The sequence below is a fragment of the Ottowia sp. SB7-C50 genome, from assembly GCF_033110285.1.
In the GTDB taxonomy this organism is placed as follows: domain Bacteria; phylum Pseudomonadota; class Gammaproteobacteria; order Burkholderiales; family Burkholderiaceae_C; genus Ottowia.
In genome coordinates, this window is record NZ_CP136995.1 from 1,599,487 (window position 1) to 1,625,491 (window position 26,005).

24 protein-coding genes and 3 pseudogenes are annotated in these 26,005 nt (G+C 67.3%); 14 read left to right on the forward strand and 13 right to left on the reverse strand.

Annotation, left to right across the window (positions count from 1 at the left end):
* Positions 1-99 precede the first annotated feature (99 nt).
* Together R0D99_RS07610 and R0D99_RS07615 are read right to left on the reverse strand one after the other, a co-directional pair.
* Positions 100-1,761, reverse strand: a complete 1,662-nt coding sequence (locus R0D99_RS07610; protein WP_317750792.1) for an L-lactate permease — start codon at positions 1,759-1,761, stop codon at positions 100-102.
* Between the two features lie 144 nt (positions 1,762-1,905).
* On the reverse strand, positions 1,906-2,832 hold the full coding sequence (locus tag R0D99_RS07615; RefSeq protein ID WP_317750793.1) for an alpha/beta hydrolase: 927 nt from the start codon (positions 2,830-2,832) through the stop codon (positions 1,906-1,908).
* 27 nt (positions 2,833-2,859) lie between these two features.
* On the opposite strand from R0D99_RS07615, the gene R0D99_RS07620 reads away from it, so the two are divergent.
* The 8 genes and pseudogenes from R0D99_RS07620 to R0D99_RS07655 all read left to right on the forward strand — a co-directional run bounded on the left by R0D99_RS07620 (position 2,860) and on the right by R0D99_RS07655 (position 12,170).
* Positions 2,860-4,806, forward strand: coding sequence for an acyl-CoA synthetase (locus R0D99_RS07620; RefSeq protein ID WP_317750794.1), 1,947 nt, complete (start codon positions 2,860-2,862; stop codon positions 4,804-4,806).
* A gap of 154 nt (positions 4,807-4,960) precedes the next feature.
* Positions 4,961-6,280, forward strand: coding sequence for an ABC transporter substrate-binding protein (locus R0D99_RS07625; protein WP_317750795.1), 1,320 nt, complete (start codon positions 4,961-4,963; stop codon positions 6,278-6,280).
* A 178-nt stretch (positions 6,281-6,458) separates the two neighbouring features.
* Positions 6,459-8,193, forward strand: a pseudogene (locus tag R0D99_RS07630) (ABC transporter permease).
* A 19-nt stretch (positions 8,194-8,212) separates the two neighbouring features.
* Positions 8,213-9,298, forward strand: coding sequence for an ABC transporter ATP-binding protein (locus R0D99_RS07635; protein ID WP_317751038.1), 1,086 nt, complete (start codon positions 8,213-8,215; stop codon positions 9,296-9,298).
* 83 nt (positions 9,299-9,381) lie between these two features.
* Positions 9,382-10,440, forward strand: coding sequence for an aldo/keto reductase (locus tag R0D99_RS07640; protein WP_317750796.1), 1,059 nt, complete (start codon positions 9,382-9,384; stop codon positions 10,438-10,440).
* Positions 10,441-10,451: 11 nt separating this feature from the next.
* Complete coding sequence (locus R0D99_RS07645; RefSeq protein WP_317750797.1) at positions 10,452-10,943, forward strand: aminoacyl-tRNA deacylase; 492 nt, start codon at positions 10,452-10,454, stop codon at positions 10,941-10,943.
* 250 nt (positions 10,944-11,193) lie between these two features.
* Positions 11,194-11,820: a glycerol-3-phosphate 1-O-acyltransferase PlsY gene (gene plsY, locus R0D99_RS07650; RefSeq protein WP_317750798.1), complete on the forward strand. Its 627-nt coding sequence runs from the start codon at positions 11,194-11,196 to the stop codon at positions 11,818-11,820.
* Entirely contained in the window at positions 11,817-12,170 is a 354-nt protein-coding gene (locus tag R0D99_RS07655; protein ID WP_317750800.1) for a RidA family protein, read from the forward strand. Before plsY ends, R0D99_RS07655 begins: the two co-directional genes overlap by 4 nt.
* A gap of 193 nt (positions 12,171-12,363) precedes the next feature.
* Here R0D99_RS07655 and R0D99_RS07660 read toward each other — a convergent pair whose 3' ends face one another.
* Both R0D99_RS07660 and R0D99_RS07665 read right to left on the reverse strand, forming a co-directional pair.
* On the reverse strand, positions 12,364-13,005 hold the full coding sequence (locus R0D99_RS07660) for a retropepsin-like aspartic protease family protein (RefSeq protein ID WP_317750801.1): 642 nt from the start codon (positions 13,003-13,005) through the stop codon (positions 12,364-12,366).
* 267 nt (positions 13,006-13,272) lie between these two features.
* The gene (locus R0D99_RS07665) at positions 13,273-13,758 is read right to left on the reverse strand and encodes a YajQ family cyclic di-GMP-binding protein (RefSeq protein ID WP_317750803.1); all 486 of its coding nucleotides are present in this window, start codon (positions 13,756-13,758) and stop codon (positions 13,273-13,275) included.
* Between the two features lie 43 nt (positions 13,759-13,801).
* Here R0D99_RS07665 and murB point away from each other — a divergent pair, with 43 nt between their 5' ends.
* Genes murB through R0D99_RS07680 form a run of 3 tightly spaced genes read left to right on the forward strand, consistent with a single transcriptional unit; the run spans position 13,802 to position 15,595 of the window.
* On the forward strand, positions 13,802-14,854 hold the full coding sequence (gene murB / locus R0D99_RS07670) for a UDP-N-acetylmuramate dehydrogenase (RefSeq protein WP_317750804.1): 1,053 nt from the start codon (positions 13,802-13,804) through the stop codon (positions 14,852-14,854).
* On the forward strand, positions 14,851-15,342 hold the full coding sequence (locus R0D99_RS07675; protein WP_317750805.1) for a hypothetical protein: 492 nt from the start codon (positions 14,851-14,853) through the stop codon (positions 15,340-15,342). Before murB ends, R0D99_RS07675 begins: the two co-directional genes overlap by 4 nt.
* A gap of 55 nt (positions 15,343-15,397) precedes the next feature.
* Positions 15,398-15,595 carry a hypothetical protein gene (locus tag R0D99_RS07680; RefSeq protein WP_317750807.1) on the forward strand — a complete coding sequence of 66 codons (198 nt, stop codon included), beginning with the start codon at positions 15,398-15,400 and terminating at the stop codon, positions 15,593-15,595.
* A 210-nt stretch (positions 15,596-15,805) separates the two neighbouring features.
* On the opposite strand, the gene R0D99_RS07685 is transcribed toward R0D99_RS07680, so the two are convergent.
* From R0D99_RS07685 to R0D99_RS07710, 6 genes and pseudogenes are all read right to left on the reverse strand, one after another.
* A complete protein-coding gene (locus R0D99_RS07685) occupies positions 15,806-17,062 on the reverse strand; it encodes an MFS transporter (RefSeq protein ID WP_317750808.1) in 1,257 nt (418 codons plus the stop codon).
* A gap of 37 nt (positions 17,063-17,099) precedes the next feature.
* On the reverse strand, positions 17,100-18,023 hold the full coding sequence (locus tag R0D99_RS07690) for a DMT family transporter (protein WP_317750810.1): 924 nt from the start codon (positions 18,021-18,023) through the stop codon (positions 17,100-17,102).
* Between the two features lie 149 nt (positions 18,024-18,172).
* Positions 18,173-18,646 (reverse strand): annotated as a pseudogene (locus R0D99_RS07695) (GNAT family N-acetyltransferase); the annotation flags it as partial.
* A gap of 198 nt (positions 18,647-18,844) precedes the next feature.
* On the reverse strand, positions 18,845-19,789 hold the full coding sequence (locus R0D99_RS07700) for an IS5 family transposase (RefSeq protein WP_317751039.1): 945 nt from the start codon (positions 19,787-19,789) through the stop codon (positions 18,845-18,847).
* A complete protein-coding gene (locus R0D99_RS07705) occupies positions 19,677-20,471 on the reverse strand; it encodes a hypothetical protein (protein ID WP_317750811.1) in 795 nt (264 codons plus the stop codon). Before R0D99_RS07705 ends, R0D99_RS07700 begins: the two co-directional genes overlap by 113 nt.
* A gap of 24 nt (positions 20,472-20,495) precedes the next feature.
* Positions 20,496-20,813 carry a pyrimidine/purine nucleoside phosphorylase gene (locus tag R0D99_RS07710; RefSeq protein ID WP_317750812.1) on the reverse strand — a complete coding sequence of 106 codons (318 nt, stop codon included), beginning with the start codon at positions 20,811-20,813 and terminating at the stop codon, positions 20,496-20,498.
* Positions 20,814-20,914: 101 nt separating this feature from the next.
* Between R0D99_RS07710 and R0D99_RS07715 the strand changes: the two genes are divergently transcribed.
* Together R0D99_RS07715 and cysE are read left to right on the forward strand one after the other, a co-directional pair.
* Positions 20,915-21,718, forward strand: a complete 804-nt coding sequence (locus R0D99_RS07715) for an RNA methyltransferase (RefSeq protein WP_317750813.1) — start codon at positions 20,915-20,917, stop codon at positions 21,716-21,718.
* Between the two features lie 173 nt (positions 21,719-21,891).
* Positions 21,892-22,662 (forward strand): serine O-acetyltransferase, encoded by a 771-nt coding sequence (gene cysE, locus R0D99_RS07720; RefSeq protein WP_317750814.1) that lies wholly within the window; start codon positions 21,892-21,894, stop codon positions 22,660-22,662.
* Positions 22,663-22,690: 28 nt separating this feature from the next.
* Here the strand turns inward: cysE and R0D99_RS07725 are convergent, their stop codons facing one another.
* The 3 genes from R0D99_RS07725 to yjgA all read right to left on the reverse strand — a co-directional run bounded on the left by R0D99_RS07725 (position 22,691) and on the right by yjgA (position 24,450).
* A complete protein-coding gene (locus tag R0D99_RS07725; protein WP_317750815.1) occupies positions 22,691-22,909 on the reverse strand; it encodes a glycine zipper 2TM domain-containing protein in 219 nt (72 codons plus the stop codon).
* Positions 22,910-23,086: 177 nt separating this feature from the next.
* Entirely contained in the window at positions 23,087-23,680 is a 594-nt protein-coding gene (mog, locus tag R0D99_RS07730; protein WP_317750817.1) for a molybdopterin adenylyltransferase, read from the reverse strand.
* Between the two features lie 77 nt (positions 23,681-23,757).
* On the reverse strand, positions 23,758-24,450 hold the full coding sequence (gene yjgA / locus R0D99_RS07735) for a ribosome biogenesis factor YjgA (RefSeq protein ID WP_317750818.1): 693 nt from the start codon (positions 24,448-24,450) through the stop codon (positions 23,758-23,760).
* A gap of 152 nt (positions 24,451-24,602) precedes the next feature.
* Between yjgA and pmbA the strand changes: the two are divergent.
* Positions 24,603-25,977: pseudogene (pmbA, locus tag R0D99_RS07740) on the forward strand (metalloprotease PmbA).
* Positions 25,978-26,005 lie beyond the last annotated feature (28 nt).

A 26,005-nucleotide genomic window follows, 5' to 3' on the forward strand; every position in this document is an offset into this window, starting at 1 on the left:
GCGGAGCAGGCCATCCGGGGGGCGCGCGAGCCGGGGTCCCCCCGGCGACCCGCGTCGTCCCCCTTTGGGGGAAGGCGCGTCAGCGCCACAGGGGGAGCGTCACTTGACCACCATGCTGGTAAACGGCGGCACATAAGCCTGCAACGTGACCAGAATGCCCACCAGGCTGGCCAGCGCGATCGAGTGGAAGAACACGTAGCGCAGGATGTCGCCCTCATGGTCGAACCAGCGCGTGGCGGTGGAGGCCACCACGATGGACTGCGCGTCGATCATCTTGCCCATCACGCCGCCTGAAGAGTTGGCGGCGCCCATCAGGGTGGGCGACAGGCCCAGCTGCTCGGCCGCCACCTTCTGCATGCCGCCAAACAGCACGTTGGAGGCGGTGTCGGAGCCCGTGAGCGCCACGCCCAGCCAGCCCATCAGCGTGCCGAAGAAAGGGTACAGCACGCCCGTGCCGGCAAAGGCCAGGCCCAGCGTGGTGTCGGTGCCCGAATAGCGGGTAAGCGTGCCCAGCGCCAGCATGAGCACGATGGTCAGCAGCGACCACTTCACCAGGTTCAGCGTGCGGCCGTAGGTGGCCACGATCTGGCCGAACGAGTAGCGCGCGTACAGCCCGCCCACGATGGCGGCCAGCAAAATGCCCGTGCCGGTGGCCGACAGCAGGCCCAGCGTGTAGACCGCGCCTTCCTTGGTGGGCTTGGGCACCACGGGCGGCATCTTCTCGATCAGGTTGTGCAAGCCATCGATCGGGAACTTGGGCGCAAAGAAGCCGTTCAGCCAGGCCTTGACCGCCGGCAGGCCCCAGATGAACACGAACACGGTGAGAAACACCCACGGCATCCAGGCGCGGATCACCGCATCGCGCGGGTGCTTCACAGGCGCCGTTACCGGTCCGCCCTGCCCGCCATCGGCCTCATGCCCTTTCAGCGACACGCTGCGCCAGATCGTGGCGGGCTTCCACACGCGCAGGAACAGCACCAGCGCCGTCATGGAGCACAACGCGGCAATCACGTCCACCAGCTCCGGCCCCATGTAGTTGGACACCAGGAACTGCGGAATGGCAAACGACACGCCCGTCACCAGAATGGCGGGCCAGATTTCCATCATCGCCTTGCGGCCGGCAAAGGCCCAGATCAACCAGAAAGGCACCAGCAGCGAGAAGAAGGGCAACTGCCGCCCCACCATGGCCGACACGGCGTGCACGTCGTAGCCGTGCACGGCCGCCAGCGTGATGATGGGCGTGCCCAGCGCGCCATAAGCCACCGGCGCCGTGTTGGCGATCAGCGAAAGGCCCGACGCCGCCAGCGGCGAGAAGCCCAGGCCGATCAGCGCCGCCGCCGTCACCGCCACCGGCGTGCCGAAGCCGGCCGCGCCTTCAAAGAACGCGCCGAACGAGAACGCGATCAGCAGCAGTTGCAGACGCCGGTCTTCCGTGATGCCGGCAATCGAGTCCTGCAGGATCTTGAAGCTGCCGTTCTGCTCCGTCAGCTGGTGCAAAAAGATGATGTTGAGCACGATCCAGCCAATGGGCAGCAGGCCCGTCAGCCCGCCCAGCAACGCGGCCTTGCCGGCCATGGCGCCCGGCATGCCGTACACGAAGACCGCGATGACGAGCGCCGCCACCAGGCCGGCGCCCGCCGCCAGGTGCGCCTTCATGTGCAAAAAGCCGAGGCCCACCAGCATCACCACGACCGGTATGGCCGCCAGCAGGGTGGACAGCACCATGCTGCCCGTGGGGTTGTAGATTTGTTGCCAGATCATGGGTTCGCCTCGTCCGTCGCGCCGCATGGGGACTGCCCCCCGGGCGCGATCGCTTCCTTTCTGGTGACAAAGCGTAACTCCGGATACCCGGCTTGCCGATCCGTGAAATCCACATCGAAAACCTGCGCGCCGAGCGGCGCCAGGTCAGGTCGCGGTCAGGAAGTTTTCGACCCATCCGGCCAGCGCCTGCGGCTGGTCGTGGTGCAGCATGTGGCCGGCGTCGGCGATCACCTCGCGCCGCACGTCGGGCACGGCCTTCAGCCGCTCGTGGAACTCGGCCCGCGTGAAGCGCTGGCCCCACCAGCCGGCCAGGCTGTCGTCGCTGGCTTCCACCATCAGCGTGGGCGCGGTGATGGCGGCGTACAGCGCCAGCTGCTCGTCCACCCGAAACAGCTGCGCATTGATGATGCGGTGCGCCGCGTCACCCAGGATTTCCCAGCGCGTGCTGCCGTCGGCTTGCGTGCGCGGCGCGGCCCACTGGCGCGCCAGCCAGTCGGCCTTGTCTTGCGGCAGACGCTGGTTGGTCTTCATCAGGCGCGCGGCCACGCCTTCGGCGCTGTCGTAGGTCTTCAGCGCAATGTCGCCACGGTGCAGCGACTTGATCTCGTCCAGCCACTTGGCCGCCCGCGCCGGTGCCTGCGCGGGCCGGGTGGCCGGCATGCCAAAGCCCTCCAGGTTGACCAGGCGGCGGATGCGCTCGGGCCGCGCGCCGGCGTACATCATGGCGATGTTGCCGCCCATGCTGTGGCCCACCAGGTCGACCGCGCGGCCGGGCGCGTAGTGGTCGAGCAGCCATTCCAGATCGCCCATGTAGTCGGGAAAGCTGTAGTGGTCGCACGCCGGCCCGGTGGAATGGCCGAAGCCGCGCCAGTCGGGCGCGATGATGAAGCGCTGGTCGAAAAAGCCGGGCGACAGCGCATCCACCATGAACTGGTAGCTGGCGGCCACGTCCATCCAGCCATGCACCAGCACCAGCGGCTCTGCGGCCGGATTGCCCCACAGGCGAACGTGGTAGCGGTGCAGACGGATCGGGAGAAACTCGCTGCGCGAAGGGCGTTGGGCTTGGTACATTGGCCGAGATTATTGAGGAGACAGGCCATGCCACAGCGTCCGAAGGGCGACACGCCAGACGATCACTACAGTGCCATGCAGGCCGGCTTTCGCTGGCAGGTGCCGCGCCATTTCAACGTCGCGCAGGTGTGCAGCCGGCGCTGGGCGCAGACGCCGGATGCTTCCAAAAGAATAGCTGTCATCGAGCACCAGCCGGGCGCTGGCGGCCGAAATCATTCTTATGCCGAGCTGCAGGCGCAGGCCGACCGCCTGTCCGCCGCGCTGGCGCGACTGGGCGTGGGGCGCGGCGACCGGGTTGCCATCGTCATGCCGCAGCGCTTTGAAACGGCCGTGGCCTACATGGCGGTGCTGCAGATGGGCGCCATCGCCATGCCGCTGTCGCAGCTGTTCGGCCCCGAGGCGCTGGCCTACCGCATCCAGGACGCCGCAGCCCGGCTGGCCTTGTGCGACGAGGCGTCGATCGACGCGCTGCTGTCGGTGCGCGCCGAATGCCCGTCGCTCGAAACGGTGGTCGGCCTGGGCGCTGCCGCCGCGCGCGCCGACCACGACTGGCACGCCTTGCTGGGCAGCGCCGCCGCGCGCTTCGCACCCGTCGACACGCTGGCCGACGACCCCGCCGTCCTCATCTACACCAGCGGCACCACCGGCCCGCCCAAGGGCGCACTGGTGCCGCACCGCGCCATGATCGGCAACCTGCCGGGCTTCGTCTGCAGCCAGAACTGGTTCGGGTTCGATCCGGGCGAAACGTGTCCTCTGAACGGTACTCCCTCCGCCGCGCGGGGGAGGGCGGGGGAGGGGGCGGGCACATCGCGGGCAAAGCCCAGTCTGCCAGATGAAAGAAAGACGCAAAGCGTCTTCTGGAGTCCGGCAGACTGGGCTTGGACCGGCGGCCTGTGGGACGCGCTGCTGCCCACGCTGTACTTCGGCCGTCCCATCGTGGCCTGCAACGCCCGCTTCAGTCCCGAACTGGCGTTCGAGATCCTGCACGTCCACCGGGTCACGCACAGCTTTCTGTTCCCCACCGCGCTGAAGGCCATGATGAAGGCGGTGCCGCGCCCGCGCGAGCGCTACCGCCTGCACCTGGAGGGCCTGATGAGCGCTGGCGAAGCGGTGGGCGACGCCGTCTTCGCCTACTGCCGCGATGAGCTGGGCGTGGTCGTCAACGAGATGTTCGGCCAGACCGAGGTGAACTACATCGTCGGCAACTGCGCCATGAACGTGGCCCCCATGCTCCGCACTGACGTTGCTGCGCTGCCCCCCGAGGGGGCCCAACCCGCCTTGGGGCGGCCCGGCGGCGGGTTGAGGGCGCTGGATCGATCCGTGGTGGGCTGGCCGGCGCGGCCGGGTAGCATGGGGCGCGGCTATCCCGGCCACCTGGTCGCCGTGATCGACGACGAGGGCCACGAATGCCCGGTCGGCACGCCGGGCGAGGTGGCGATCCGCCGCACCAACCTCCATGGCGACCCCGATCCGATCTTCTTCCTGGGCTACTGGGGCAACGATGCCGCGACGCGCGCCAAGTTCACCGGCGACTGGTGGCGCACGGGCGACCTGGCCGTGCGCGACGCCGAAGGCTACCTGTGGTACCAGGGCCGTGCCGACGACGTGTTCAAGGCGGCCGGCTACCGCATCGGCCCCGGCGAGATCGAGAACTGCCTGGTCAAGCACGCGGCGGTGGCCAACTGCGCCGTGGTGCCCAAGCCCGACGCGGCGCGCGGCGCGCTGGTCAAGGCGTATGTGGTGCTGACTCCTGAATTCATAGCTGCTCGCGCAGCAAAGTCGGGCGCTGCAGGCGAATTTGATCGCGAGCTGGTGGCGGCGCTGCAAGAGCACGTCAAGGGGCAGCTGGCGCCCTATGAATACCCCAAGGAAATCGAGTTCATCGACCAGTTGCCCATGACCACCACCGGCAAGGTGCAGCGCCGCGTGCTGCGCCTGCAGGAAGAGGAGCGCGCCCGCCAGCAGAGCGCCTGACGCGGGCGCGACCGGCGCGGGGGGGTTAACCCCGTGCCACCGATGGCGCGCATCGGGAACAATGACGCGCAGCCCTGCGCACGCCGTGCTGGTGTGCGTTGGATTTGTCCGGCCCGGGCGTCTGCCCGGCCATCCTTGCAGGAGACCGTTACCCATGCGCCTTTACCGACTTGCCGTGCCCGCCGTCATGCTGGCCACGTCCGCACTGGCCCAGGCAGGCACCGTGACCGTGCTGACTTCCTTCCCCAAGGAGTTGACCACCGCCTACCAGAAGGCGTTCGAGGCCAAGAACCCCGGCATCAAGGTCGAGATCCTGAACAAGAACACCGTGGCCGGCATCGCCTACGTACGCGAGCTGCCGGCCGGCCAGCGGCCCGACATCATGTGGGCGTCGGCGCCCGACGCCTTCGAGGTGCTGGCGCGCAACAAGCTGCTGCAACCCGCGCCGGAAACGAAGAATGCCGCCGCGCCGGCCAAGATCGGCAACTACCCGCTGAACGACCCCGATGGGCTGTACTACGGCCAGGCGCTGGCCGGCTACGGCATCATGTGGAACACGCGCTACCTGTCGGCCAACAAGCTGCCCGCGCCGAAAGAGTGGAAGGACCTGACCAGGCCGGAATACTTCGGCCACGTCGCCATCTCGTCGCCCTCGCGCTCGGGCACCACGCAGCTCACGGTCGAAACCATTTTGCAAGGCGAAGGCTGGGACAAGGGCTGGGCGCAGCTGCTGGAGATGATGGGCAACGCCGCGGCCGTCACCGACCGCAGTTTCGCGGTGCCGGACGGCGTGAACAACGGCCAGTACGGCATCGGGATCGTGATCGACTTCTTTGGCCTGGCCGGCAAGTTCTCGGGCTTTCCGGTTGACTTCGTCTACCCCAGCATGACCTCGGTGGTGCCGGCCAACATCGCGCTCATCGCCGGCGGCAAGAACCCGGAAGAGGCCAAGAAGTTCATGGCCTTCAGCATGTCCACCGAAGGCCAGCAACTGCTGTTCGATCCCAAGATCAGCCGCCTGCCGATCCTGCCTTACAGCCAGCTCAAGGCGCCGGCCGGCTACCCCGATCCGCAGGAAGTGGCCAAGCGCGCCAAGGTGCAGTTCGACGCCATCCTGTCCGAGGCGCGCTACCAGGTCGTCACCAGCCTGTTTGACCAGATGGTGACCTTTCGCCTGAAGGAGTTGCAGGGCGCGACCAAGGCGATTCAAGAGGCTGAAAAAGCGCTGAAAGCCAAGCCCAATGCGCGCGGCAGCGACCTGGTCCGCCAGGCGCGCAGCCTGGCCTATACGCCGCTGGTGGGCGCCGAGAACGTGAAGAACGAGCAGTTCCTGGAACTGTTCCGCAAGAGCCGGCGCGACGTGGAAGTGTCCAAGCAGCTGTCGGGCCAGGAGCAGCTGTGGGCCAACAAGGCGCGCGAGAACTACGCCAAGGCGACGCAACTGGCGACCGAGGCGCGCGGGTTGGCCAAGTGAGGCCTTGAACGCCGAACAGCCGAACAGCCGAAACGCCGAACAGCCGGACGCGAAGGACGCAAAGGATTTGCGAAGAACGCAAAAGTAAAACCAAAATTTTTGAATTTCTTTTGCGTCCTTCGCGTGATCTTTGCGTCCTTCGCGTCCGGTAGTTTTTTGACCTAAGCACGTCTCCATCATGTCCACACTTACGGCGGCACCCACCGCCTTGCCTCCCGCGCGCGCCCGCATCCGCGGCGCCGGCTGGGGCGTCTGGCTCGCCTTCGGGCTGATCGCCACCTTTCTGCTGGCGTTTCTGATCGTGCCGATCGGGCTGGTCATCTACACCGCCTTTGTTGACGAGAGCAACCGGCTCACACTGGGCCACTTTGCCAACTTCTTCGGGCAGACGGTGTTCGTCGAGTCCTTCCTCAACAGCCTGTGGGTGTCGCTGGCCAGCGTGGCGGTGGCGACGCTGATCGCGGTGCCGCTGGCGTACCTGACGGTGCGCTTCGAGTTTCGCGGTGCGCTGTTGATCCAGACGCTGGGCGTGCTGCCGCTGATCATGCCGCCCTTTGTCGGCGCGGTGGCCATGCAGCTGATTTTTGGCCGCAACGGCTCGGTCAACCTGTTGCTGAACGACTGGTTCGGCTTCACGGTGCCGATCATGGACGGGCTGATCGGCGTGACCTTTGTCGAGAGCATTCACTACTTCCCCTTCATCCTGCTCAACCTGGTCGCCGCCATGCGCAACATCGACGGCGCCATGGAAGAGTCGGCGCTGAACCTGGGCGCGCGCGGCTGGCGGCTGTTTCGGCGCGTGATCTTTCCGCTCGCCATGCCGGGCTACCTGGCGGGCGCCACGCTGGTGTTCGTGAAGGTGTTCGACGACCTGGGCACGCCGCTGGTGATGGGCGTGACCAACATGCTGGCGCCGCAGGCCTACCTGCGCATCACGTCGGTGGGCATTGACGACCCGCAGGGCTACGTCATCAGCGTGATCATGATTGCGTTCTCGGTCCTGGCGCTGGGCCTCGCGGCGAGGGTGATGAAGGGGCGCGACTATTCCACGCTGCAAAAGGGCGGCAATTCGCTGCAGCGCCGGCGCCTGTCGGGGGGGGGAATCGGTGCTGGCCTATGGCTGGATCATCGGGGTGCTGCTCGTCACGCTGGCGCCGCACTTCGGCATCCTGCTGATGTCGTTCGCCAAGGTGTGGAGCTTCTCGGTGCTGCCCGACGCCTACACGCTGGAGCACTACGCCACCGTGTTCACCGACGCGCGCGGCATGATGGGCAACACGCTGCTGTACTGCCTGCTGGCGGCGGGGCTGGACGTGGTGATCGGCACCGCCATCGCCTACCTGATCCTGCGCACCAACCTGCCGGGGCGCCGCTGGCTCGACTACATGGCCTCGGCCGCGCTGGCGATTCCGGGGCTGGTGTTGGCCATTGGCTACCTGCGCCTGTTCAAGGGCGTCAACCTGCCGTTCACCGACACGCCGGTGGTCAGCACCTGGGTGCTGATCATGCTGGCCTACGCGGTGCGGCGCCTGCCTTACGCGCTGCGTTCGTGCATGGCGGCGCTGCAGCAGGTGCACGTGTCGCTGGAAGAGGCGGCGCAAAGCCTGGGCGCCACGCGCGCCAGCACCATTCGCCGCGTGATGGTGCCGCTGATGATGGGCGGCATGCTCGCGGGCTTTGTCACCAGCTTCATCACGGCGGCGGTCGAGCTGTCGGCCACCATCCTGCTGGCTTCGGCGCAAAGCCAGGCGCCGATGAGCTACGGCATCTACCTCTACATGCAGAGCATCGCCGGGCGAGGCCCGGCCGCCGCGCTGGCCGTGCTGGCGGTGGTGGTGGTGGCCGTGGGCACGTATCTGTCGCACCGTTTCGTCGAGCGCTCGCGCGCCACCGTGGCGTCGGCGCGCGTGTAGAGGAGTCACCATGCAAGCACTGCACAAGGTCGCGCTGGAGGCGCGCCACATCAGCCTGAGCTACGGCGCCACCGAGGTGCTGCGCGACGTCAACCTGCGCGTCGAGCCGGGCGAGTTCTTCGCGCTGCTGGGGCCTTCGGGCTCGGGCAAGTCCACGCTGCTGCGGCTGATCGCCGGCTTCAACCAGCACCAGCGCGGCGAGCTGCTGGTCGACGGCAAGGACATCACCGGCGTGCCGCCGCACGCGCGCAACGTGGGCATGGTGTTCCAGAACTACGCACTGTGGCCGCACATGACGGTGTGGGACAACGTGGCCTTTGGCCTGGTCGAGCGGCGCGAGTCGCGCGATGCCATCCGCCGCAAGGTGGGCGACGTGCTGGCGCTGGTGGGTCTGTCGGACTATGCGCAGCGCCGGCCCGCGCAGCTGTCGGGCGGCCAGCAGCAGCGCGTGGCGCTGGCGCGCACCGTGGTGATCGAGCCCAAGCTGCTGCTGCTGGACGAGCCGCTGTCCAACCTCGACAAGCAGCTGCGCGTGCAGATGCGCGAGGAGCTGAAGAACCTGCAGCGCAAGCTGGGCCTGACCACGCTGTTCGTCACCCACGACCAGGAAGAGGCCATGACCACCGCCGACCGCATGGCGGTGCTGGACAAGGGCGTGCTGCAGCAGGTCGGCTCGGCCGCCCGGCTGTACGACTACCCGGCCAACCGTTTCGTGGCCGGTTTCGTGGGCACCACCAACCTGCTGGAAGGGCGGGTGGCGGCGCTGGATGGCCAGACGCTCGACTTCGAGGCGCCGGGCCTGGGCACGCTGCGCCTGCCAAGGCCGTCCGAAGCGCCCGCCGTCGGCCCCGCGACGCTGGCGTTTCGCCCGCACCAGGTCAGCATCGGCGCACGTGGCGAGCCGGCCGATGGCGCGCGCGTGTGGGTCGACGGCGTGGTTGACAGCGCTGAATTCTTGGGTGAATTCTCGCGCTACCGTGTGCGCGTGGGCGACGTGGCGGTGCTGACCGACCACCCCCATTACGCCGGGCTGCCCATGTTCGTGCCGGGCGCGCCGGTGCAACTGGGCATCGAGCCGGGGCAGCTGCGCTACCTGCAGGCTTGACGGGAGCGACAGCGGGGCGGACGGCGCGGGGCGCCGTTTCCGTACACTCGGTGCTCCCTCACGGCTCCCCAATCATGTCTTCGATGCAAACCGTTTCTCTCGGCGCCAGCGATCTGCGCGTCACGCCCATCTGCCTGGGCACCATGACCTTCGGCGAACAGGTCGCGGAGGCCGACGCCCACGCCATCATGGACCGCGCCATCGAGCGCGGCGTGACCTTCTTCGACACCGCCGAGATGTATTCGGTGCCGCCGCGCGCCGAAACCTTTGGCGCTACCGAGACCATCATCGGCCGCTGGTTCGCGGCGCGCCCCGGCATGCGCCAGAAGATCGTGCTGGCCAGCAAGGTGGCCGGCCCGTCGCGCGGCATGCCCTGGGTGCGCGAAGGGCAGGGCATGACCGCTGCCGACATCGAGGCCAGTTGCAACGCCAGCCTCAAGCGCCTGCAGACCGACGTCATCGACCTCTATCAGATCCACTGGCCCGAGCGCCACGTGCCCGCGTTCGGCAGCCTGTACTACAACCCCGCGCAGGAAACGTCGCGCACGCCCATCCGCGAGCAGCTGGAGGCGCTGGCCGGGCTGGTCAAGGCCGGCAAGGTGCGTTACATCGGCCTGTCCAACGAGACGCCCTACGGCGTGCACGAATTCGTGCGCTTGGCCGAACAGCACGGCCTGCCGCGCATCGTGAGCACGCAGAACCCGTACTGCCTGATCAGCCGCGGCTACGACAACGCGCTGGACGAAACCTGCCACCGCCTGCAGGTTGGCCTGCTGGCCTATTCGCCGCTGGGCTTTGGCCTGCTGACCGGCAAGTACGACGCCACGGGCTTTCACGGCCCCGATGCGGCGCGCGGCCGCATGAGCCTGTTCGAGCGCATGAAGTCGCAGCGCTGGGGCCGCGACAGCGCCCTGGCCGCCGCCCGCCGCTACAACCAGCTGGCGCGCGACCACGGCCTGACGCCCACACAGCTGGCACTGGCCTTCTGCTACCGCAGCTGGCGCGTGGCCAGCACCATCATCGGCGTGACCACGATGACCCAGCTGGAGGAAGACCTGGACGCGTGGAGCGTGCAGCTGTCCGACGAGGTGCTGGCCGCCTGCGACGCGATCCGCGCCGAGATGCGCGACCCGGCGAACTGAGCGAGCGGCGGGTGGGCAAGAAGGCGCACGTCAGCGAAACACCCGCCACGGCGCTGCTGAGCGCGCAGGGCGTGGCCTTTACCGAGCACCCGTACGAGTACGTCGAGCACGGCGGCGCCACCCACAGCGCCGACGTGCTGGGTTTCGACCCCTTCGCCGTCGTCAAGACACTCGTCATGCAGGACGAATCCGGCAAGCCGCTGATCGTGCTGATGCATGGCAACCGCAAGGTCAGCACCAAGAACCTGGCCCGGCAGATCGGCGCCAAGTCGGTCGAGCCGTGCGCGCCCGAAGTCGCCAACCGCCACAGCGGCTATCTGGTGGGCGGCACCTCGCCCTTCGGCACGCGGCGCGACATGCCGGTGTATATCGAGCAGACCGTGCTCGATCTGCCACGTATCGCCATCAACGGCGGGCGGCGCGGTTACCTCATCGGCATCGACCCGCAGGTGTGCGTGCAGGTGCTGGGCGCCCGGCCGGTGCAGTGTGCGATCGAGCTGTGACGATGGGTTCTGTGCATCGACCTCACCGACATCCGGACGCGAAGGACGCAAAGGATTCGCGAAGGACGCAAAAGAAACAGCCGAAAGAAATTGATTGGTTTTTTCTGCGGCCTCTGCGCAATCTCTGCGTCCTCTGCGTCCGGCTTTTTGATGTGTGGAGCCAAGCTGCGATGATCGAATTCAACAACAAAATAGGCCGCCAGCGCTTGCCAATACAGCGCAATCAGCTATTGTTTTGGGAGTATTTTTGATGAATGCCACGTCCGCGGTCGCGGTGCTGATCGCCTACCTGATCGGCTCGCTCAGCTTCGCCGTCATCGTCAGCCGCGCCATGGGCCTGTCGGACCCGCGCACCTATGGCAGCGGCAATCCGGGCGCCACCAACGTGCTGCGCTCCGGCAGCAAGCCGGCGGCCATCGTCACGCTGCTGCTCGACGCCGCCAAGGGCTGGTTGCCGGTGATGTTGGTCAAGTGGTTCGGCCCCGCGTACGGTCTGGGCGAGGGCACGCAGGCGCTGGCGGGGCTGGCGGCGTTTCTGGGGCATCTGTACCCGGTGTTCTTCCGCTTCCAGGGCGGCAAGGGCGTGGCGACGGCGGTGGGCGTTCTGCTGGCCTTTCAGCCGCTGCTGGCGCTGGCCACGCTGGTCACGTTTGCCATCATCGTGTTCTTCTTTCGCTACGTGTCGCTGGCGTCCATCGTGGCGTCCGTGTTCGCGCCGGCGTACTACCTGGTCGGTGACGGCGTGGCCTGGCAGGCCAGCGGCTTCAAGACCCTGGCCATGATCGCCATGGGCCTGCTGCTGATCTGGCGCCACCGCGCCAACATCCAGCGCCTGCTGGCGGGCACCGAATCGAAACTGGGGCAGAAGAAACCATGAGCACCATCACCCGCCACGGCATGGCAGCGCGCTATTCGGAGGCGTCGGTCTTTAACGGCGTCATCTACCTGGCCGGCATGGTGCCCGAAGGCCCGGCCGCCGACATTCGGGGCCAGACGCAGGACGTGCTGGCGCAGATCGACGCCCACCTGGCGGCCCTGGGCAGCGACAAGACGCGCCTGCTGCGCGTGCAGATCTACCTGGCCGACATCACCGACATCGGCGCCATGAACGAAGTGTGGGACGCCTGGGTCGCCCCCGGCCACGCGCCGCCCCGCGCCAGCGTGCAGGCCGCGCTGGCCGACCCGGCGTGGAAGATCGAGGTGGTGGCGACGGCGGCGCAGCGTTGAAGTATGCTGCTAAATAGATAGCAGCTTGCGCTTGTCCATCAAGCGCTACCGCCCCAAAAGCCGCATACAGGCTGCGAAGCAAGCCCCTCAAGTGGCCGCGGAGCAGGCCGCACCGGAACGCCGCGGCCGGGCTGGCACCGGCCGCCAGCGTTGTCCCCCTCGGGGGGGAAGGCGCGCAGCGCCACAGGGGGGGTTACCTCTTGATGAGCAGCATCTGGTCGCCCTCACGCCGCATGCTGAAGCGGTTGAGAAAGCTGTTGCCCAGCAATATCGACGGCATGGCCCCAGGGGTGACGACGGCGTCGACGTCGTAGGTGTTCACGTCGCCCACGCGCAGGGTGGCGATCTTGAACAGCCAGCCCGGCGCGGCGCCGTTGGCGGTGTGCATCGTCACGGCCCGACCGGCCTTGTAGTTCAGGCCCAGCCGGTCGGCCTCGCTCTGGCCGATGGCGACCACCGACGCGCCGGTGTCGACCATGAACTGCACCGGCCGCTGGTTGATGCTGCCCTGCGTGATGAAATGCCCGCGCCCGTCGGCGGTCAGCGAAATGCGGTCACCGCCCGCAGGCGCCGCCGCGCCCACGCTGGCCGGCGCTTCGCCCACGCGCAGCGTGACGCGCTGGCCCGCGACCAGCACCACCGCCTGATCGCCGCTGGTCGAAAGCACCTTCACGCCCTGCAGCGTCTCGCCCGGCGCCACTGCACGCGGCGCGCCGCCACCCACCATCAGCAGCGCCTTGCTGCCCAGCATGCCCTGCAGCGCAACCGTCTGCGCTGCAGCGCCCAGCGACAGCGCAGCCAAGCCCGCGGCGATCAGCGAGGCGTGCAGGCGCATGCTATCGATCCGAGCAACATCACTGAGTCGTGGGCCTGTTTCCTCGTCATTCCCGCGAAGGCGGGAATCCACAGACGCTGCCTGTGCCAGCATGGATTCCCGCCTTCGCGGGAATGACGGGTTTGAAGGTTGTTTGAGACTTCCACAAAATCAACGAGTGGCTGAACGAAGGCGCCGCAAGCCGGGATGTGCGTGGCCGGGGTCCCCCCCGGCCGCCGCACATGTCCCCTTGAGGGGAAGGCGCGCAGCGCCACAGGGGTGGGCCAGTCAATCCCTGAAGTTGTCGAACGACAGCGGCAGATCCGCCATGTCCTTGCGCAGCAGCGCCATCACGGCCTGCAGGTCGTCGCGCTTGGCGCCGGTGACGCGCACCGCGTCGCCCTGGATGGCGGCCTGCACCTTCAGCTTGCTGTCCTTGATCAGCTTCTGGATCTTCTTGCCGTCTTCGGTGGCGATGCCGCTCTTGACCTTGACGACCTGCTTGACCTTGTCGCCGCCCACCTTCTGCACGGCGCCCTTGTCCAGAAAGCGCACGTCCACGTTGCGCTTGGTCAGCTTGTTGCGCAGGATGTCCTCGACCTGCTGCAGCTGGAACTCGGCATCGCCCAGCAGGGTGATTTCCTTGTCCTTCAGCTCGATGGCGGCGCTGGTGCCCTTGAAGTCAAAGCGCGTGCCGATTTCCTTGGCGGCGTTCTCCACCGCGTTCTTCACTTCCACCATGTCGGGGTCGCAAACCGTGTCGAATGAGGGCATCAGGCGTTCCTCCTTAAGCAAAGCCGAATGCGACAATTGTCCCATGATCGTGGAGCGCAACGTCCCCCTGCAACCCTTGAACAGCTTCGGCATTGCCGCGCGCGCGGCCGTGCTGGTGCGCGTGCGCGGCGAGGCCGATGTGCGCGCCGTGCGGGCCGACGCCGAACTGGGCGCTCAGCCGACCTTCGTGCTGGGCGGCGGCAGCAACATCGTGCTGACCGGCGACGTGAAGCCGGTGGTGCTGAAGGTCGAGGTGCCCGGCCGCCGCGTGGTGCGCGACACGGCGCGCCACGTCATCGTCGAAGCCGGCGCGGGCGAGAACTGGCACGACTTCGTCACCTGGACGCTCGACCAGGGCCTGCCGGGGCTGGAAAACCTGGCGCTAATTCCCGGCACCGTGGGCGCGTCGCCGGTGCAGAACATCGGCGCCTACGGCGTCGAGCTGCAGGACCGGTTTCACGAGCTGGATGCCATCGACCTGCTGACCGGCGAAGTCTTCACGCTGGGCGCGGCGCAGTGCGGCTTCGGCTATCGCGACTCGGTGTTCAAGCACGCCGCCGCCGCGCCGGGCGACCTGGGGCTGGCCGGCCGCGCGCTGATCCTGCGCGTGCGCTTTGCGCTGCCGAAGGACTGGCAGCCGGTGCTGGGCTACCTCGACATCGAGCGGCGCATGCAGGAAGAGGGCGTGGCCCACCCCAGCGCGCGCCAGCTGTACGACTGGATCGTCGCCATTCGCCGCGCCAAGCTGCCCGACCCGGCCGTCATCGGCAATGCCGGCAGCTTCTTCAAGAACCCCACCGTCACGCCCGAGCAGTGCCAGGACATCATCGGCCGCGACCCGAAGGTAGTGCATTACCCCATGCCCGACGGCAGCGTGAAGCTGGCCGCGGGCTGGCTGATCGACGCCTGCGGCTGGAAGGGCAAGAGCGTCGGAAACGCCGCCGTCTACGAAAAGCAGGCCCTGGTGCTGGTCAACCGCGGCGGCGCGGCGCACCCGGCCACGGGCGGCGAAGTGATGACGCTGGCCAAGGCCATCCAGACCAGCGTGTACGAGCGCTTCGGCATCCGGCTGGAGCCCGAGCCCGTGGTGGTGTGACCGCCACCATCGAACTGTTTCACCTGCGCCGCGTGCGCGACAAGCCGCAGGCCGTGGCGCTGCTCGCGCAGCACGCCCGGTTGACGCCCGACGCCGCGCTGGCCGTGGTGCACCAGGCGGTGGGCGGCGGCAAGCCGCAGGTCAGCGTGCCCGGCGACGCCGGGGCGGGCGAGGGCGCGGACGCAGCGGCGCGGCGGCTCATCGTGGCGCTGGCCGACACGGGCTTCATTGCCCGTCGCGGGACGGGCGCGGGGTTTGACCCGGCCCGGCATGCCACGCAGGCCGTTGCGGCCGCGCTGCCGCGCTGCCCGCCTGAACTGGCCGCGGCCGTGGGCGCGCTGCTGCTGCGCGACGACTGGGCCGAAGCGCTGGCGCTGGCGCTGCAACACCTGCAACGGCACCGCCCGCCGCCCGATGCCGACCGCCAGTCGCTGGAACACGCCGCCATCGACTGCGGCCTGGTGCGCGGCGTGCCGGGGCGGGTATAAGCGCGCGGCCACGCCTTACCATGCCCACAGTCAAAAGAGCGAAAGGAAGGGCGACATGCGCTGGTCCAACGTGATGGGTGTGCTGCTGGCGGGCGCGGTGCTGTACTTCATCATGGCCGTGATCCGCGCCATCGCGGTCGGACGCATGGAAGGCATGCAGGACGAGGCGCTTGCCTATCGCCGCAAGGCCGTGCGTGCGGCCGTTTTCAGCGTGGTGATGCTGGTGTTGGTGGTGCTCAGCGGCGGGTGGTAGCGGTCCCAGGCGGTCAAGACAGCCGGACGCGAAGGACGCGAAGATTCCGCAAAGGACGCAAAAAATCCAAAGAAAAACTCCTGGCTGTTTCTTTCGCGTCCTTCGCGAGTCCTTTGCGTCCTTCGCGTCCGGTATTCGATATCCAGAGAAATAAAAACGGCCCCTGCGCTCGCCAATCAAGCGCCGGAAGCTATCAAAAAAGAAGCAATTTCAGCCCGCCATCCAACGCCCCGTCGGCCCGTGCGTGCGCCAGAACAGCCAGCCGGCGATGCTCAGGTTGAGCAGGTTCCAGCCGATGCCGTTGAGGAACGCCGCGCGGTAGCTGCCGGTCATGTCGAATACCCAGCCGCTCATCCAGCCGCCCAGCGCCATGCCGATCAGCGTGGCCATGATGACGGCGCCGGTGCGGGCGCCGGCTTCGCGCGCCGGAAAGTGCTCGCGCACGATGATGGCGTACGACGGCACGATGCCGCCCTGAAACAGCCCGAACAGCGCCGACACCACGTACAGCGGCACCAGCCCATTCACCGGCAGAAACAGCAGCAGCGCCACGCCCTGCAGCGCCGAGCCCAGCAGCAGCGTGCGGATGCCGCCGATGTGGTCGCAGATCCAGCCCGACACCAGCCGGCTGATGATGCCGGAAAACAGCATCAGCGACAGCATCTCGGCCCCGCGCGCGGCGCCGAAGCCCAGGTCGGTGCAGTAGGCCACGATGTGCACCTGCGGCATCGACATCGCCACGCAGCAGGCCACGCCGGCCAGGCACAGCAGCCACTGCGCCTGCGCGGGCGCCAGCCCAAAGGGCCGGCTGGGCGGCCAGGGTGTGGCGCGCGGCGCGGCGGGGCTGCCGGCGGCCGGCAAGGCCAGCGCGGGCGGCGGCTGCCGCATCAAGAACGCCAGCAGCGCCATGCCCGCGCCGCAGAACAGGCCCAGCGCGATGTAGGTCGGTCGCCAGCCGTAATGGCTGATGCCCCACTGCGCCAGCGGCGGCCACAGCGTGCCGGCGATGTAGTTGCCGCTGGCGCACACCGCCATGGCGATGCCGCGCCGGCGGTTCCACCACAGGCCGGTGTCGGCCATCAGCGGCGCAAACGTGGCCGCGCCGCCCAGCAGGCCCAGCAGCCCATGCGCCAGGCCGAACATCCACACGTTGCCCGACAGCGCCGCCAGCACGTAGCCCGCGCCCACCGCGGCCGAGCCCATCCACAACACCCGCGCAATGCCCCAGCGGTCGGCCCACAGGCCCGTCCACAGGCCGCCCAGGCCCAGGCAGACCATCATGAAGGTGTAGGGCAGCGATGCACTGCCGCGACCGATGCCGAATTCGGCCTGCACCGCCGGCAGCACCACCGACACCACGTACATCGCGCTGTTGCCGAGCGTGACCAGCAGCACCGTCACCAGCAGGCGCCAGGCGGCGGTGCGCGAATCGATCAGGCTGGCGTCGGCGGGCGCGGGGCGTGGCATGCGGGGCAGGGTAGCACGGGCGTCGGCACGGCGTATGTCACGCGCGTGGCGGCAGCGCCGGCCCGGCGGGCGGGCGCGTAGCCAGCCACAGCCCGGCGGCGATGCAGGCCAGCGCCGCCCAGCCCCAGCCGTCGACCCGCTCGCCCAGCAGCGCCCAGCCCAGCAGCGACGCCGTCACCGGGTTGAGCGCCAGAAACACCGTCACCCGGGTCGGGCTTTCGTGCTTCAGCGCATACAGCCACGCCAGGTAGCCCCCGCCGCTGGACACGCCGATGAACACGACCGGCCACCATGCCGCCGCGGACAGCGCCGGCACGCGCTGCGGCCACTGCTCCGCCAGCGCGGCCACCGCCAGAAACACCACCGACGCCGCCATCGCCAGCGCCGACACCGGCAGCGTCGGGTAGCGCTGCAGATACGGCCGATAGGCCACGCTGCACGCCGCGCCCAGCAGTGCGCTGGCCAGCACGGCGGCTTCGGCGCTCCAGGCGTGGGCAGCGCCGGCTTCCTGCATCAGGCGCGGCACCAGCGACAGGCCGACGCCAGTGATGGACACCGTCACGCCCAGCGCCGTGGCGGCGCGAAAGCGCTCGCGCCCCACGGCCACCGCCAGCAGCATGGCCAGCAGCGGAAACAAGCTGAAGATCAGCGCCGCGCGCGCCGCGCCCATGTGCTGCAGCCCGTAGTTCAGCAGCGCAATCAGCACCCCGAACTGGCCGATGCCCAGCGCAGCCATGGCCGCCAGGTCGCGCGCGGGCGGCCAGCGCACGCCGTGGCCGCGTGCGGCGCGCAGCGCGGCGGGCACAAAGGGCAGCAGGCACAGCACGCCGATGGCGTAGCGTAGCAGCGCCAGCGTGAGCGGCGGCACCTCGGCCACCACGTAGCGCGACGCCACGATGGCCGCACCGACCTGCACGCCGGTGGCCGCGGCGGCCAGCAGCGCTAGTGTCCTGGTTTGCAAGTTCGTTGAAGCAATGAATCTGTCGACATCGGCGCCAGGCAAGGCGCGAAATGCAGCGATACCCGGCTGTATCGCGAGGCTTAGCACCGTCGCCTGACGGTGATTGTCGGCGGATTCATTCAACGAACTTGCAATTCAGGACACGGTGTTCAAAGGTCCAGCTCCCAGTGCTCGCCGACCAGGTCGACGCCGAAGCTGTGGTGCGGCTCGCTTGCTATCAATTTGAAACCACGCCGCGCATAGATGGCGCGCGCCGCCAGCAGATTGGCGTTGGTCCACAGCACCAGCCTGGCGTAGCCCTTCGCGCGGGCGAAGGCGATGCACTCGTCCGTCAGCAGCCCGCCCAGGCCCAGGCCACGCGCGGCGGGCGTCAGGATCAGCAGGCGCAGCTGTGCCTCGGTGGCGCTCTTGCGCACCACGAACACGGCGCCCACGCGCTCGCCATCCAGTTCGGCGATCCAGCCGCGCTCCCAGGCCGGGTCGTGCGTGCGGATCATCTGAGCCGCGATCTCGGCCACCAGCGCCTCGAATTCGCGGTTCCAGCCGAATTCGTCCCAGTACAGCGCGCCGTGCTGCTGCACCACCCAGCCCATGTCGCCGGGGCGCGGGTCGCGAAAGAAAATATTGTGGTCACCGAGGACGAGCGCACGCGTGGAATCCATGTCCAATTCATTCATTCGCTAGGGAAGGTCTGCGCAATGCACATTGAGATGCGCTGATGGCGCCCCAATCGATCTGAGATGCTGCTTCGAGCCGCTGCGCAGTGACATCGTTGCCTTCGCGGGCCGGTTTTGAGGCCTTTCGGCCACCTGCAGGCGGACTCATGCCTGCAGGCCCATCAAGGCTTTGCGCGCCATCCACAGATTGGACAGCGCAAACAGCGTGTGCAGTTGCGCCGTGTTCTTGGCCAGGCCCCGATAGCGCACCTTCACATAGCCGAACTGGCGTTTGATCACCCGAAACGGGTGTTCGACCTTGGCCCGGATGCTGGCCTTGATGCGTTCGAGTTGCTCGGTCAACTCGTCTTTCAGGCGGCCGTGATCCAGCAATTTGCGCTTGCCCGGGCGCATGGCGATGTTCCAGCGCACGCCGGCCTTGGCATCGGGCCGTTTGTCGGCGCCCAGGTAGCCGGCATCACCCCAGGCTTGCACTTCCTCGCCGTGCAGCAAGGTGTTGGCCTCAACCACATCATTGACGCTGCCCGCCGTGCCGCGCACGGTGTGCACAAGGCCTGAGTCGGCGTCCACACCGATGTGGGCCTTCATGCCGAAATACCACTGGTTGCCCTTCTTGCTTTGCTTCATCTGCGGGTCGCGCTGGCCCGAGGCGTTCTTGGTCGAACTCGGGGCGGCGATCAGCGTGGCGTCCACCACGGTGCCGGCGCGCAGCAGCAGGCCCTTGGCGCCCAGCAGTTCATTGACCAGCGCCAGGATCTGGGCGCTGAGCTTGTGGTCTTCGAGCAGGCGGCGGAATCGAAGGATCGTGGTTTCGTCGGGTACGGCCGTATCCCAGTTCAGGCCCGCGAACTCGCGAAACAGCGGCACGTCGTGCAGCGCTTCTTCCATGGCTGGATCACTCAAGCCGAACCATTGCTGCATGAAGTGAATGCGCAGCATCGTCTGCACGGCAAAGGGCGGGCGACCCCGTCTGCCTTCAGGTGCGTAGGGCGCGATCAGTTCCACCAACGCCGCCCACGGCACCACGCGTTCCATCTGCGCCAGGAACTCGCGCTTGCGCGTGCGCTTGGTGGTCAGGTTCAGACCCAGCTCGGCTTGCTTCATGGCGGCGATTGTGGCTCGAAATCGCAACGCTCAGCACATCGCAGGACGAATTACGCAGACCTTCCCTAGCTTTCGCTGATTTTCCTTCCCATATCCACGAAGGCGGAGGAGATACGGTACTTCTGGTTGGGATATGACAATATTTGATGGCTCGAATAATTTCTTCAGGAAATGATTCTGGAGTCAATTCATCATCAAAAACCCATTCAAAATACTTCATCAAAATATTGCATAACGCTCGAACGCTGAAGTACCAGAACTCATCAACTGTGACGCCCGGCATCCGATCCATAAAGAAAAATTGATACCAACCGACTTCATGTCCAGAGTGGACGGTCTCGACCTGTCGTAATTTCGCGGAATTTTCCTTTAGTTGAAAATGCTTGCTGCCGTTGGCGATATCTCTGGCGACGCACAACACCCGCTGCATCTCAATCGGGAGTTGTGCTATATCCCGTTTTCCCCGTGAAACTGAGAAATCGGGATCACTCTTTGGCCAATCATTCGGATTAACTAAATGCCATGCTGTGATTAGAAAATTAGTTGCATCGTACGGATGCCAAGAGGCCCGTAGGCGTTGCGCCTCAAACGTAAGCTTGTTGTAGACGTCGAGGCTGTTTTCCAATCCAAAGGTTGGACCGTCGCGTCCGGAAATGGTCTTGCTCACAGCAGGTCGGGAGCCCAGTACAAGTCAGCCGAAGTGGCAGATGTAGTGGTAAGGCTCGGTCACGCGGATGTCGAACGACGAATTGGCCGGGATGCTGAACTTTTCGCCGGGGCCGGATTTCTTCCATTCGTCGCTGCCGGCCAGCCTGTATTCGCAGCTGCCGCCGACGCATTCCATGATTTCGGCGGCGCCGGTGTTGAAGGTCAGCGTGGCGGGCAGCACCACGCCCACGCTCTTTTGGGTGCCGTCGGCCAGCGTGAAGCCGTGGGACACGCATTTGCCGTCGAAATAGACGTTGGCCTGGGTGGTGAGGGTGACGTTGGGCAGGGTCGTGGTGGTCATGTTGCGGAGCGAAGGTTGAGACAAACCGGCAATGTTACGCGGCCGTGGGCCCATCATCGCGCGTCGTGCCCGTTCGGCGGCAGGCGGCGACAATCGACGGCATGGCCGTTCTCCGCACCCGCTTCGTCCTGATCGAAACCAGCCACGCCGGCAACGTGGGCGCGGTGGCGCGCGCGATGAAGGTGATGGGGTTCGACGATCTGGTGCTGGTCAACCCGCGCTGGCCCGACGTGCTGACGCGCCCCGAAGCCATCGAGCGCGCCAGCGGCGCCACCGACGTGCTGCAGCGCGCCCGCACCGTGCCCACCTTGGACGAGGCGCTGCACGGCATGACCCACCTGTGCGCCACCGCGATGACGCCGCGCGACTTCGGACCGCCCACCCGCGCGCCGCGCGCCCATTTCGATTTGCTATTAAATAAAGAGCTGCTTGCGCTGGATGGGCAAGCGCCAGAGCCCGATTTGGCTCAAAACGCCGAACAAGGCGTGGCTTTTCTCTTCGGCAGCGAGCGCTACGGCATGAAGAACGAAGACGTGTACCGCTGCCACGTCGCGCTCAGCATTCCCACGCACCCGGGCTATGGCTCGCTCAATATCGCCGCCGCCGTGCAACTGATCGCGTACGACTGGCGCATGGCGCTGGGCGGCTTTGGCGTCGCACCCGCCCCCGCCGCGCCGGTGCACGCCGACGCCGCGCAGGTGGCCGGCATGCTGGCCCATTGGCAGCAGGCGCTCATCGACATTGATTTTCTCGACCCGGCCGCGCCCAAGAAGCTCATGCCGCGCCTGCAGCAACTCTTCAACCGCGCGCAGCCCACGCCGGAAGAAATCCACATCCTGCGCGGCATCGCCAAGGCCATGCAGGGCACCAAAGCGGGCGCCACGGCAGGCGCGGACAAGCGCTAGCCCGGATATTTCATCGTGGCGGCGTCCAGCGCGCCCGCCGCCGGGATGCGCTGGGCGTCGAGTGTTTTTGCAGGGGACAATCTGGACTCCACCATCTCATCAGCGTTTCACCCGGACACGCCTGGCAAAAACACGGCCACGGTGAAATATCCGGGCTAGACTCGGCCCCCACCATGTTGCAGCGCATTCGTTCGTACACCCAGGCCATCCTAGAGCGCGATCCGGCCGCGCGTTCGGTGTGGGACGTGGTGTTTTCCTACCCCGGCTTTCACGCGCTGGTGCTGCACCGCATCGCGCACGCGTTGTGGCTGCGTGGCTGGCACTGGCTGGCGCGCTGGATCTCGCACTGGGGGCGCTTCCTGACCGGCATCGAGATTCACCCCGGCGCCACCATTGGCGAACGGGTCTTCATCGACCACGGCATGGGCGTGGTGATCGGTGAAACCGCCGAAATCGGCGACGACTGCACCATCTACCAGGGCGTGACGTTGGGCGGCACGTCGCTGGGCAAGGGCACCAAGCGCCACCCCACCTTGGGCAAGGGCGTGGTCGTCGGCGCCAGCAGCCAAGTGCTGGGCGGTTTCACGGTGGGCGACGGCGCCAAGATCGGCTCATCGGCGGTCGTGACCAAGCCGGTACCGCCCGGCGCCACCGCCGTGGGCAACCCGGCGCGCATCATCCTGGCCGAAAGCGATGCCAAGCGCGAGGAAGTCGCGGCGAAGATGGGGTTTTCAGCGTACGGCGTGACGCAGAACGACGACCCCGTCAGCCAGGCACTGCGCGGCCTGATCGACGGCACCGCCAGCCAGGAACATCAGATCATGTTGCTGTGGCAGGCGGTCGAAAAACTCTCGTGCCAGATCGACCCGGATTGCGTGCCCAAAGAGGCGACCCGCGAAGAGAGCTTTGAGGCGGATCGCCTCAATGAACTGATCGGCAAATAGCCCGCCATTGCAGGCCGGGCTGCCCGCATCAACGCTGCTTCTTGCCGACTTCGTTGCCGATCAGCGCGCCGGCTGCGGCACCACCCACGGTGCCCAGCGTGCTGCCAAACAGCACGTTGCCGGCCACACCGCCGGCCACGGCACCGACGCCGGTGCCGATCTGGGCGTCGGTGGGCGAAGTGGAGCAACCTGCGAAGGCCAGCGTGCTGGCGACGAGTGCGGCGAGGCTGAATTGACGCAATTTCATGGCATGACTCCTTGAACAAGCTGCCGCGGCGTCAGGCCGCAGCGCGTGCCTTGAATATGCCCCAGCCGAAAGCCGCGCCAGGTCGGCGTTGTATCCAGGTGCTTGTCGGACACGGCCTTGCTTGCGGCCGGTGACACTTCTTGCCAAAGGCCCGCGCCCTTTCAGGCGCGCCCACGTTCAAGCGCTTGGCGGCCGCACGGCGCTTTTGGGCCGGAACGCGGTGCAGACGGCGTCGTGCGTTTCCAGGTAGGGCCCGCCGATCAGGTCGATGCAGTAGGGCACGGCGGCAAAGATGCCGTGCACGCGCGGCTTGCCTTCGGCGTCTTTCAGGCCTTCCAGCGTCTCGGCGATGGCCTTGGGCTGGCCGGGCAGGTTGATGATGAGGCTCTGCCCGCGAATCACCGCCACCTGGCGCGACAGGATCGCCGTGGGCACGAAGGCCAGGCTGATCTGGCGCATCTGTTCGCCAAAGCCGGGCATTTCCTTGTCGGCCACGGCCAGCGTGGCCTCGGGTGTGACGTCGCGCGGCGCCGGGCCGGTGCCGCCGGTGGTCAGCACCAGCGCGCAGCCGGCGTCGACCAGTTCAACCAGGGTCTGGCTGATGCCGGCCTGCTCGTCGGGGATGAGGCGCGGCTCGAAGGTGATGGGGTTCTTCAGCGCGCGCGTCAGCCAGTCCTGCAGCGCGGGCAGGCCCTTGTCCTCATACGCGCCGCTGGAGGCGCGGTCGCTGATGGAGACGATGCCGATGGTGACGGGGTCGTGGATGCTCATGGGTAACTACTATAAAAACAATAGCTGCCTGCGCTTGTAAGACAAGCGCTGGGGGCTTAAAACACTTGAAACGGCCATCAACCGGCGCGGGCGTCGTCGATGTAGCCCACGTCCTCGGCGTCGATGGGTTGCACCTCGGGCGGGTGCGCCTCGGCCTGTGCCAGCGCGGCGTTGACCAGCTGGAACAGCTCTCGGTAGGCGCGGCCCTGGCGCTGCCCCTGGCCCTTGGCTTCGGCGGCTTGCGCCTCGGCGGGCGAGGGCGCGTCCTTGCGTGCCTGGCGCACCAGGGCGCGCAACTGCTGCACGTCGGTGTCGGGAAACTGCGTGACCCAGGCGTTGACCGCCGCGTCCTCGGCGATCAGCCGCTCGCGCCAGCGTTCAGCGGCGTGCAGGCGCATCGTCTCGGCGGCGGGGCCCTTGCGTTGTTCTTCCAGCGCGTGCTTGACGGCGGCCAGTTGCTCTTCGTCCAGCTGGCGCATCAACTTGCCGACGTACTGGCTCTGGCGGCGCTTGCCTTCAAAGTTGGCGATGCGCTTCAACTCGTCCAGCGCGTCGACCAGCTTGGTGGGCAGATCCAGCGGCTCGAACAGGTCGCGCCGCAGCGTCAGCAGCGCTTCGCCCAGCGCCTGCAATTCGGCGCTCTGCGCCTTCAATTCGGTCTTGCTGGGGCCGTCGCCGCGCAGCTCGGCCTTCAGTTGTTCGTCCAGTTCGCTGCCTTCGGCGACGAATTGGCCGCGCACGAAGTAGCCTTTCTTGGGTTTGCGGGACATCCTTGATCCAGTGACTGACGGTGGTCATCAACAAGTGGCCGCGGAGCAGGCCACGGGCGAGCGCCGTGGCCGGGGTTCGCCCGGCCAACCGCGGGGTCCCCTTCAGGGGGAAGGCGCCGGAGGCGACTGAAGGGGAGCATTATCATCCCTGCATGCAAGACCACTCCCAGCCCCTGGCGGGCTTTTCGTATTCGCGCGCGTTCTTTGAAGGGCTGGTGGACACCGCGCTGGCCCACGCCAGGAAGCTGGGCGCCACCAATGCCGGTGCCGAAGCGTCCGAAGGCTCGGGCCTGAGCGTCAGCGTGCGCAAGGGCGAACTGGAAACCGTGGAGCGCAACCGCGACAAGTCGCTCGGCGTGACGGTGTACCTGGGCCAGCGGCGAGGCAACGCCAGCACGTCGGACTTTTCGCGCGCTGCCATCGAAAGCACCGTGCAGGCGGCCTACGACATTGCCCGCTTCACCGCCGAAGACCCGGTCGCGGGCCTGCCGGACGAGGCCGACATCACCCCGCCGGCCGAGCAGCGCGATCTGGACCTGTTTCACCCCTGGTCCATCACCAGCGAGCAGGCGGCCGAGATGGCGCTGGCCTGCGAAGCGGCGGCGTTCGCTGTCGACAAGCGCATCACCAACAGCGAAGGCGCGGGCGTGTCGGCGCAGCAAAGCCATTTCTTCAGCGCGCACACGCACGGTTTTCGCGGCGGCTATGCGTCGTCGCGCCACAGCCTGTCGGTGGCGCCCATCGCCGGCAAGGGCGACGGCATGCAGCGCGATTACTGGTACAGCTCGGAACGCAATGCGTGCGACCTGGCCGCGCCGGAGGCGGTGGGCCGCTACGCCGCCGAACGTGCACTGAGCCGGCTGAAAAGCCGCAAGATCAGCACCCGCGAATGCCCGGTGCTGTTCGAGTCGCCGCTGGCCGCGGGGCTGCTGGGCAGCTTCACGCAGGCGGTGAGCGGCGGGGCGCTGTACCGCAAGACGTCGTTCCTGGTCGATTCACTGGGCAAGGATGTGTTTCCCGACCACATCGACATCGTCGAAGACCCCTGGATCGTCGGCGGCAAGGGCTCGTCGCCGTTCGACGACGAGGGGGGTGCGCGTCAAGGCGCGCCAGGTGGTCGACGCAGGGCGCGTGCAGGGGTATTTCCTCAGCACCTATTCGGCGCGCAAGTTGGGGCTAAAGACGACCGGCAACGCGGGCGGCTCGCACAACCTGACGCTGTCGTCACGCCTGACGCGCGCGGGCGACGACCTCGACGCCATGCTGCGCAAGCTGGGCACGGGCCTGTTCGTCATCGAGCTGATGGGGCAGGGCGTGAACTACGTCACCGGCGACTATTCGCGCGGCGCCAGCGGTTTCTGGGTCGAAAACGGCCGCATCGCCTACCCGGTGCAGGAGATCACCATTGCCGGCAACCTGCGCCAGATGTTCATGGGTATCCAGGCGGTGGGCGCCGATGCGTACACCTATGGCGCCAAGACCGTGGGGTCGGTGCTGGTCGACCGCATGACGGTGGCGGGCAACTGACGCGCGACGGCGCTGGATGGGCCGTCCA

Excerpts from the sequence above, each read along its gene's own strand:
- plsY (WP_317750798.1), top strand. The coding sequence starts at position 11,194 with ATGAATGCCACGTCCGCGGTCGCGGTGCTGATCGCCTACCTGATCGGC.
- R0D99_RS07665 (WP_317750803.1), bottom strand. The coding sequence starts at position 13,758 with ATGCCCTCATTCGACACGGTTTGCGACCCCGACATGGTGGAAGTGAAG.
- R0D99_RS07655 (WP_317750800.1), top strand. The coding sequence starts at position 11,817 with ATGAGCACCATCACCCGCCACGGCATGGCAGCGCGCTATTCGGAGGCG.
- R0D99_RS07610 (WP_317750792.1), bottom strand. The coding sequence starts at position 1,761 with ATGATCTGGCAACAAATCTACAACCCCACGGGCAGCATGGTGCTGTCC.
- yjgA (WP_317750818.1), bottom strand. The coding sequence starts at position 24,450 with ATGTCCCGCAAACCCAAGAAAGGCTACTTCGTGCGCGGCCAATTCGTC.
- R0D99_RS07640 (WP_317750796.1), top strand. The coding sequence starts at position 9,382 with ATGCAAACCGTTTCTCTCGGCGCCAGCGATCTGCGCGTCACGCCCATC.
- R0D99_RS07725 (WP_317750815.1), bottom strand. The coding sequence starts at position 22,909 with ATGAAATTGCGTCAATTCAGCCTCGCCGCACTCGTCGCCAGCACGCTG.
- R0D99_RS07685 (WP_317750808.1), bottom strand. The coding sequence starts at position 17,062 with ATGCCACGCCCCGCGCCCGCCGACGCCAGCCTGATCGATTCGCGCACC.
- R0D99_RS07680 (WP_317750807.1), top strand. The coding sequence starts at position 15,398 with ATGCGCTGGTCCAACGTGATGGGTGTGCTGCTGGCGGGCGCGGTGCTG.
- cysE (WP_317750814.1), top strand. The coding sequence starts at position 21,892 with ATGTTGCAGCGCATTCGTTCGTACACCCAGGCCATCCTAGAGCGCGAT.
- R0D99_RS07715 (WP_317750813.1), top strand. The coding sequence starts at position 20,915 with ATGGCCGTTCTCCGCACCCGCTTCGTCCTGATCGAAACCAGCCACGCC.
- R0D99_RS07660 (WP_317750801.1), bottom strand. The coding sequence starts at position 13,005 with ATGCGCCTGCACGCCTCGCTGATCGCCGCGGGCTTGGCTGCGCTGTCG.
- mog (WP_317750817.1), bottom strand. The coding sequence starts at position 23,680 with ATGAGCATCCACGACCCCGTCACCATCGGCATCGTCTCCATCAGCGAC.
- R0D99_RS07625 (WP_317750795.1), top strand. The coding sequence starts at position 4,961 with ATGCGCCTTTACCGACTTGCCGTGCCCGCCGTCATGCTGGCCACGTCC.
- R0D99_RS07615 (WP_317750793.1), bottom strand. The coding sequence starts at position 2,832 with ATGTACCAAGCCCAACGCCCTTCGCGCAGCGAGTTTCTCCCGATCCGT.
- R0D99_RS07620 (WP_317750794.1), top strand. The coding sequence starts at position 2,860 with ATGCCACAGCGTCCGAAGGGCGACACGCCAGACGATCACTACAGTGCC.
- murB (WP_317750804.1), top strand. The coding sequence starts at position 13,802 with ATGATCGTGGAGCGCAACGTCCCCCTGCAACCCTTGAACAGCTTCGGC.
- R0D99_RS07710 (WP_317750812.1), bottom strand. The coding sequence starts at position 20,813 with ATGACCACCACGACCCTGCCCAACGTCACCCTCACCACCCAGGCCAAC.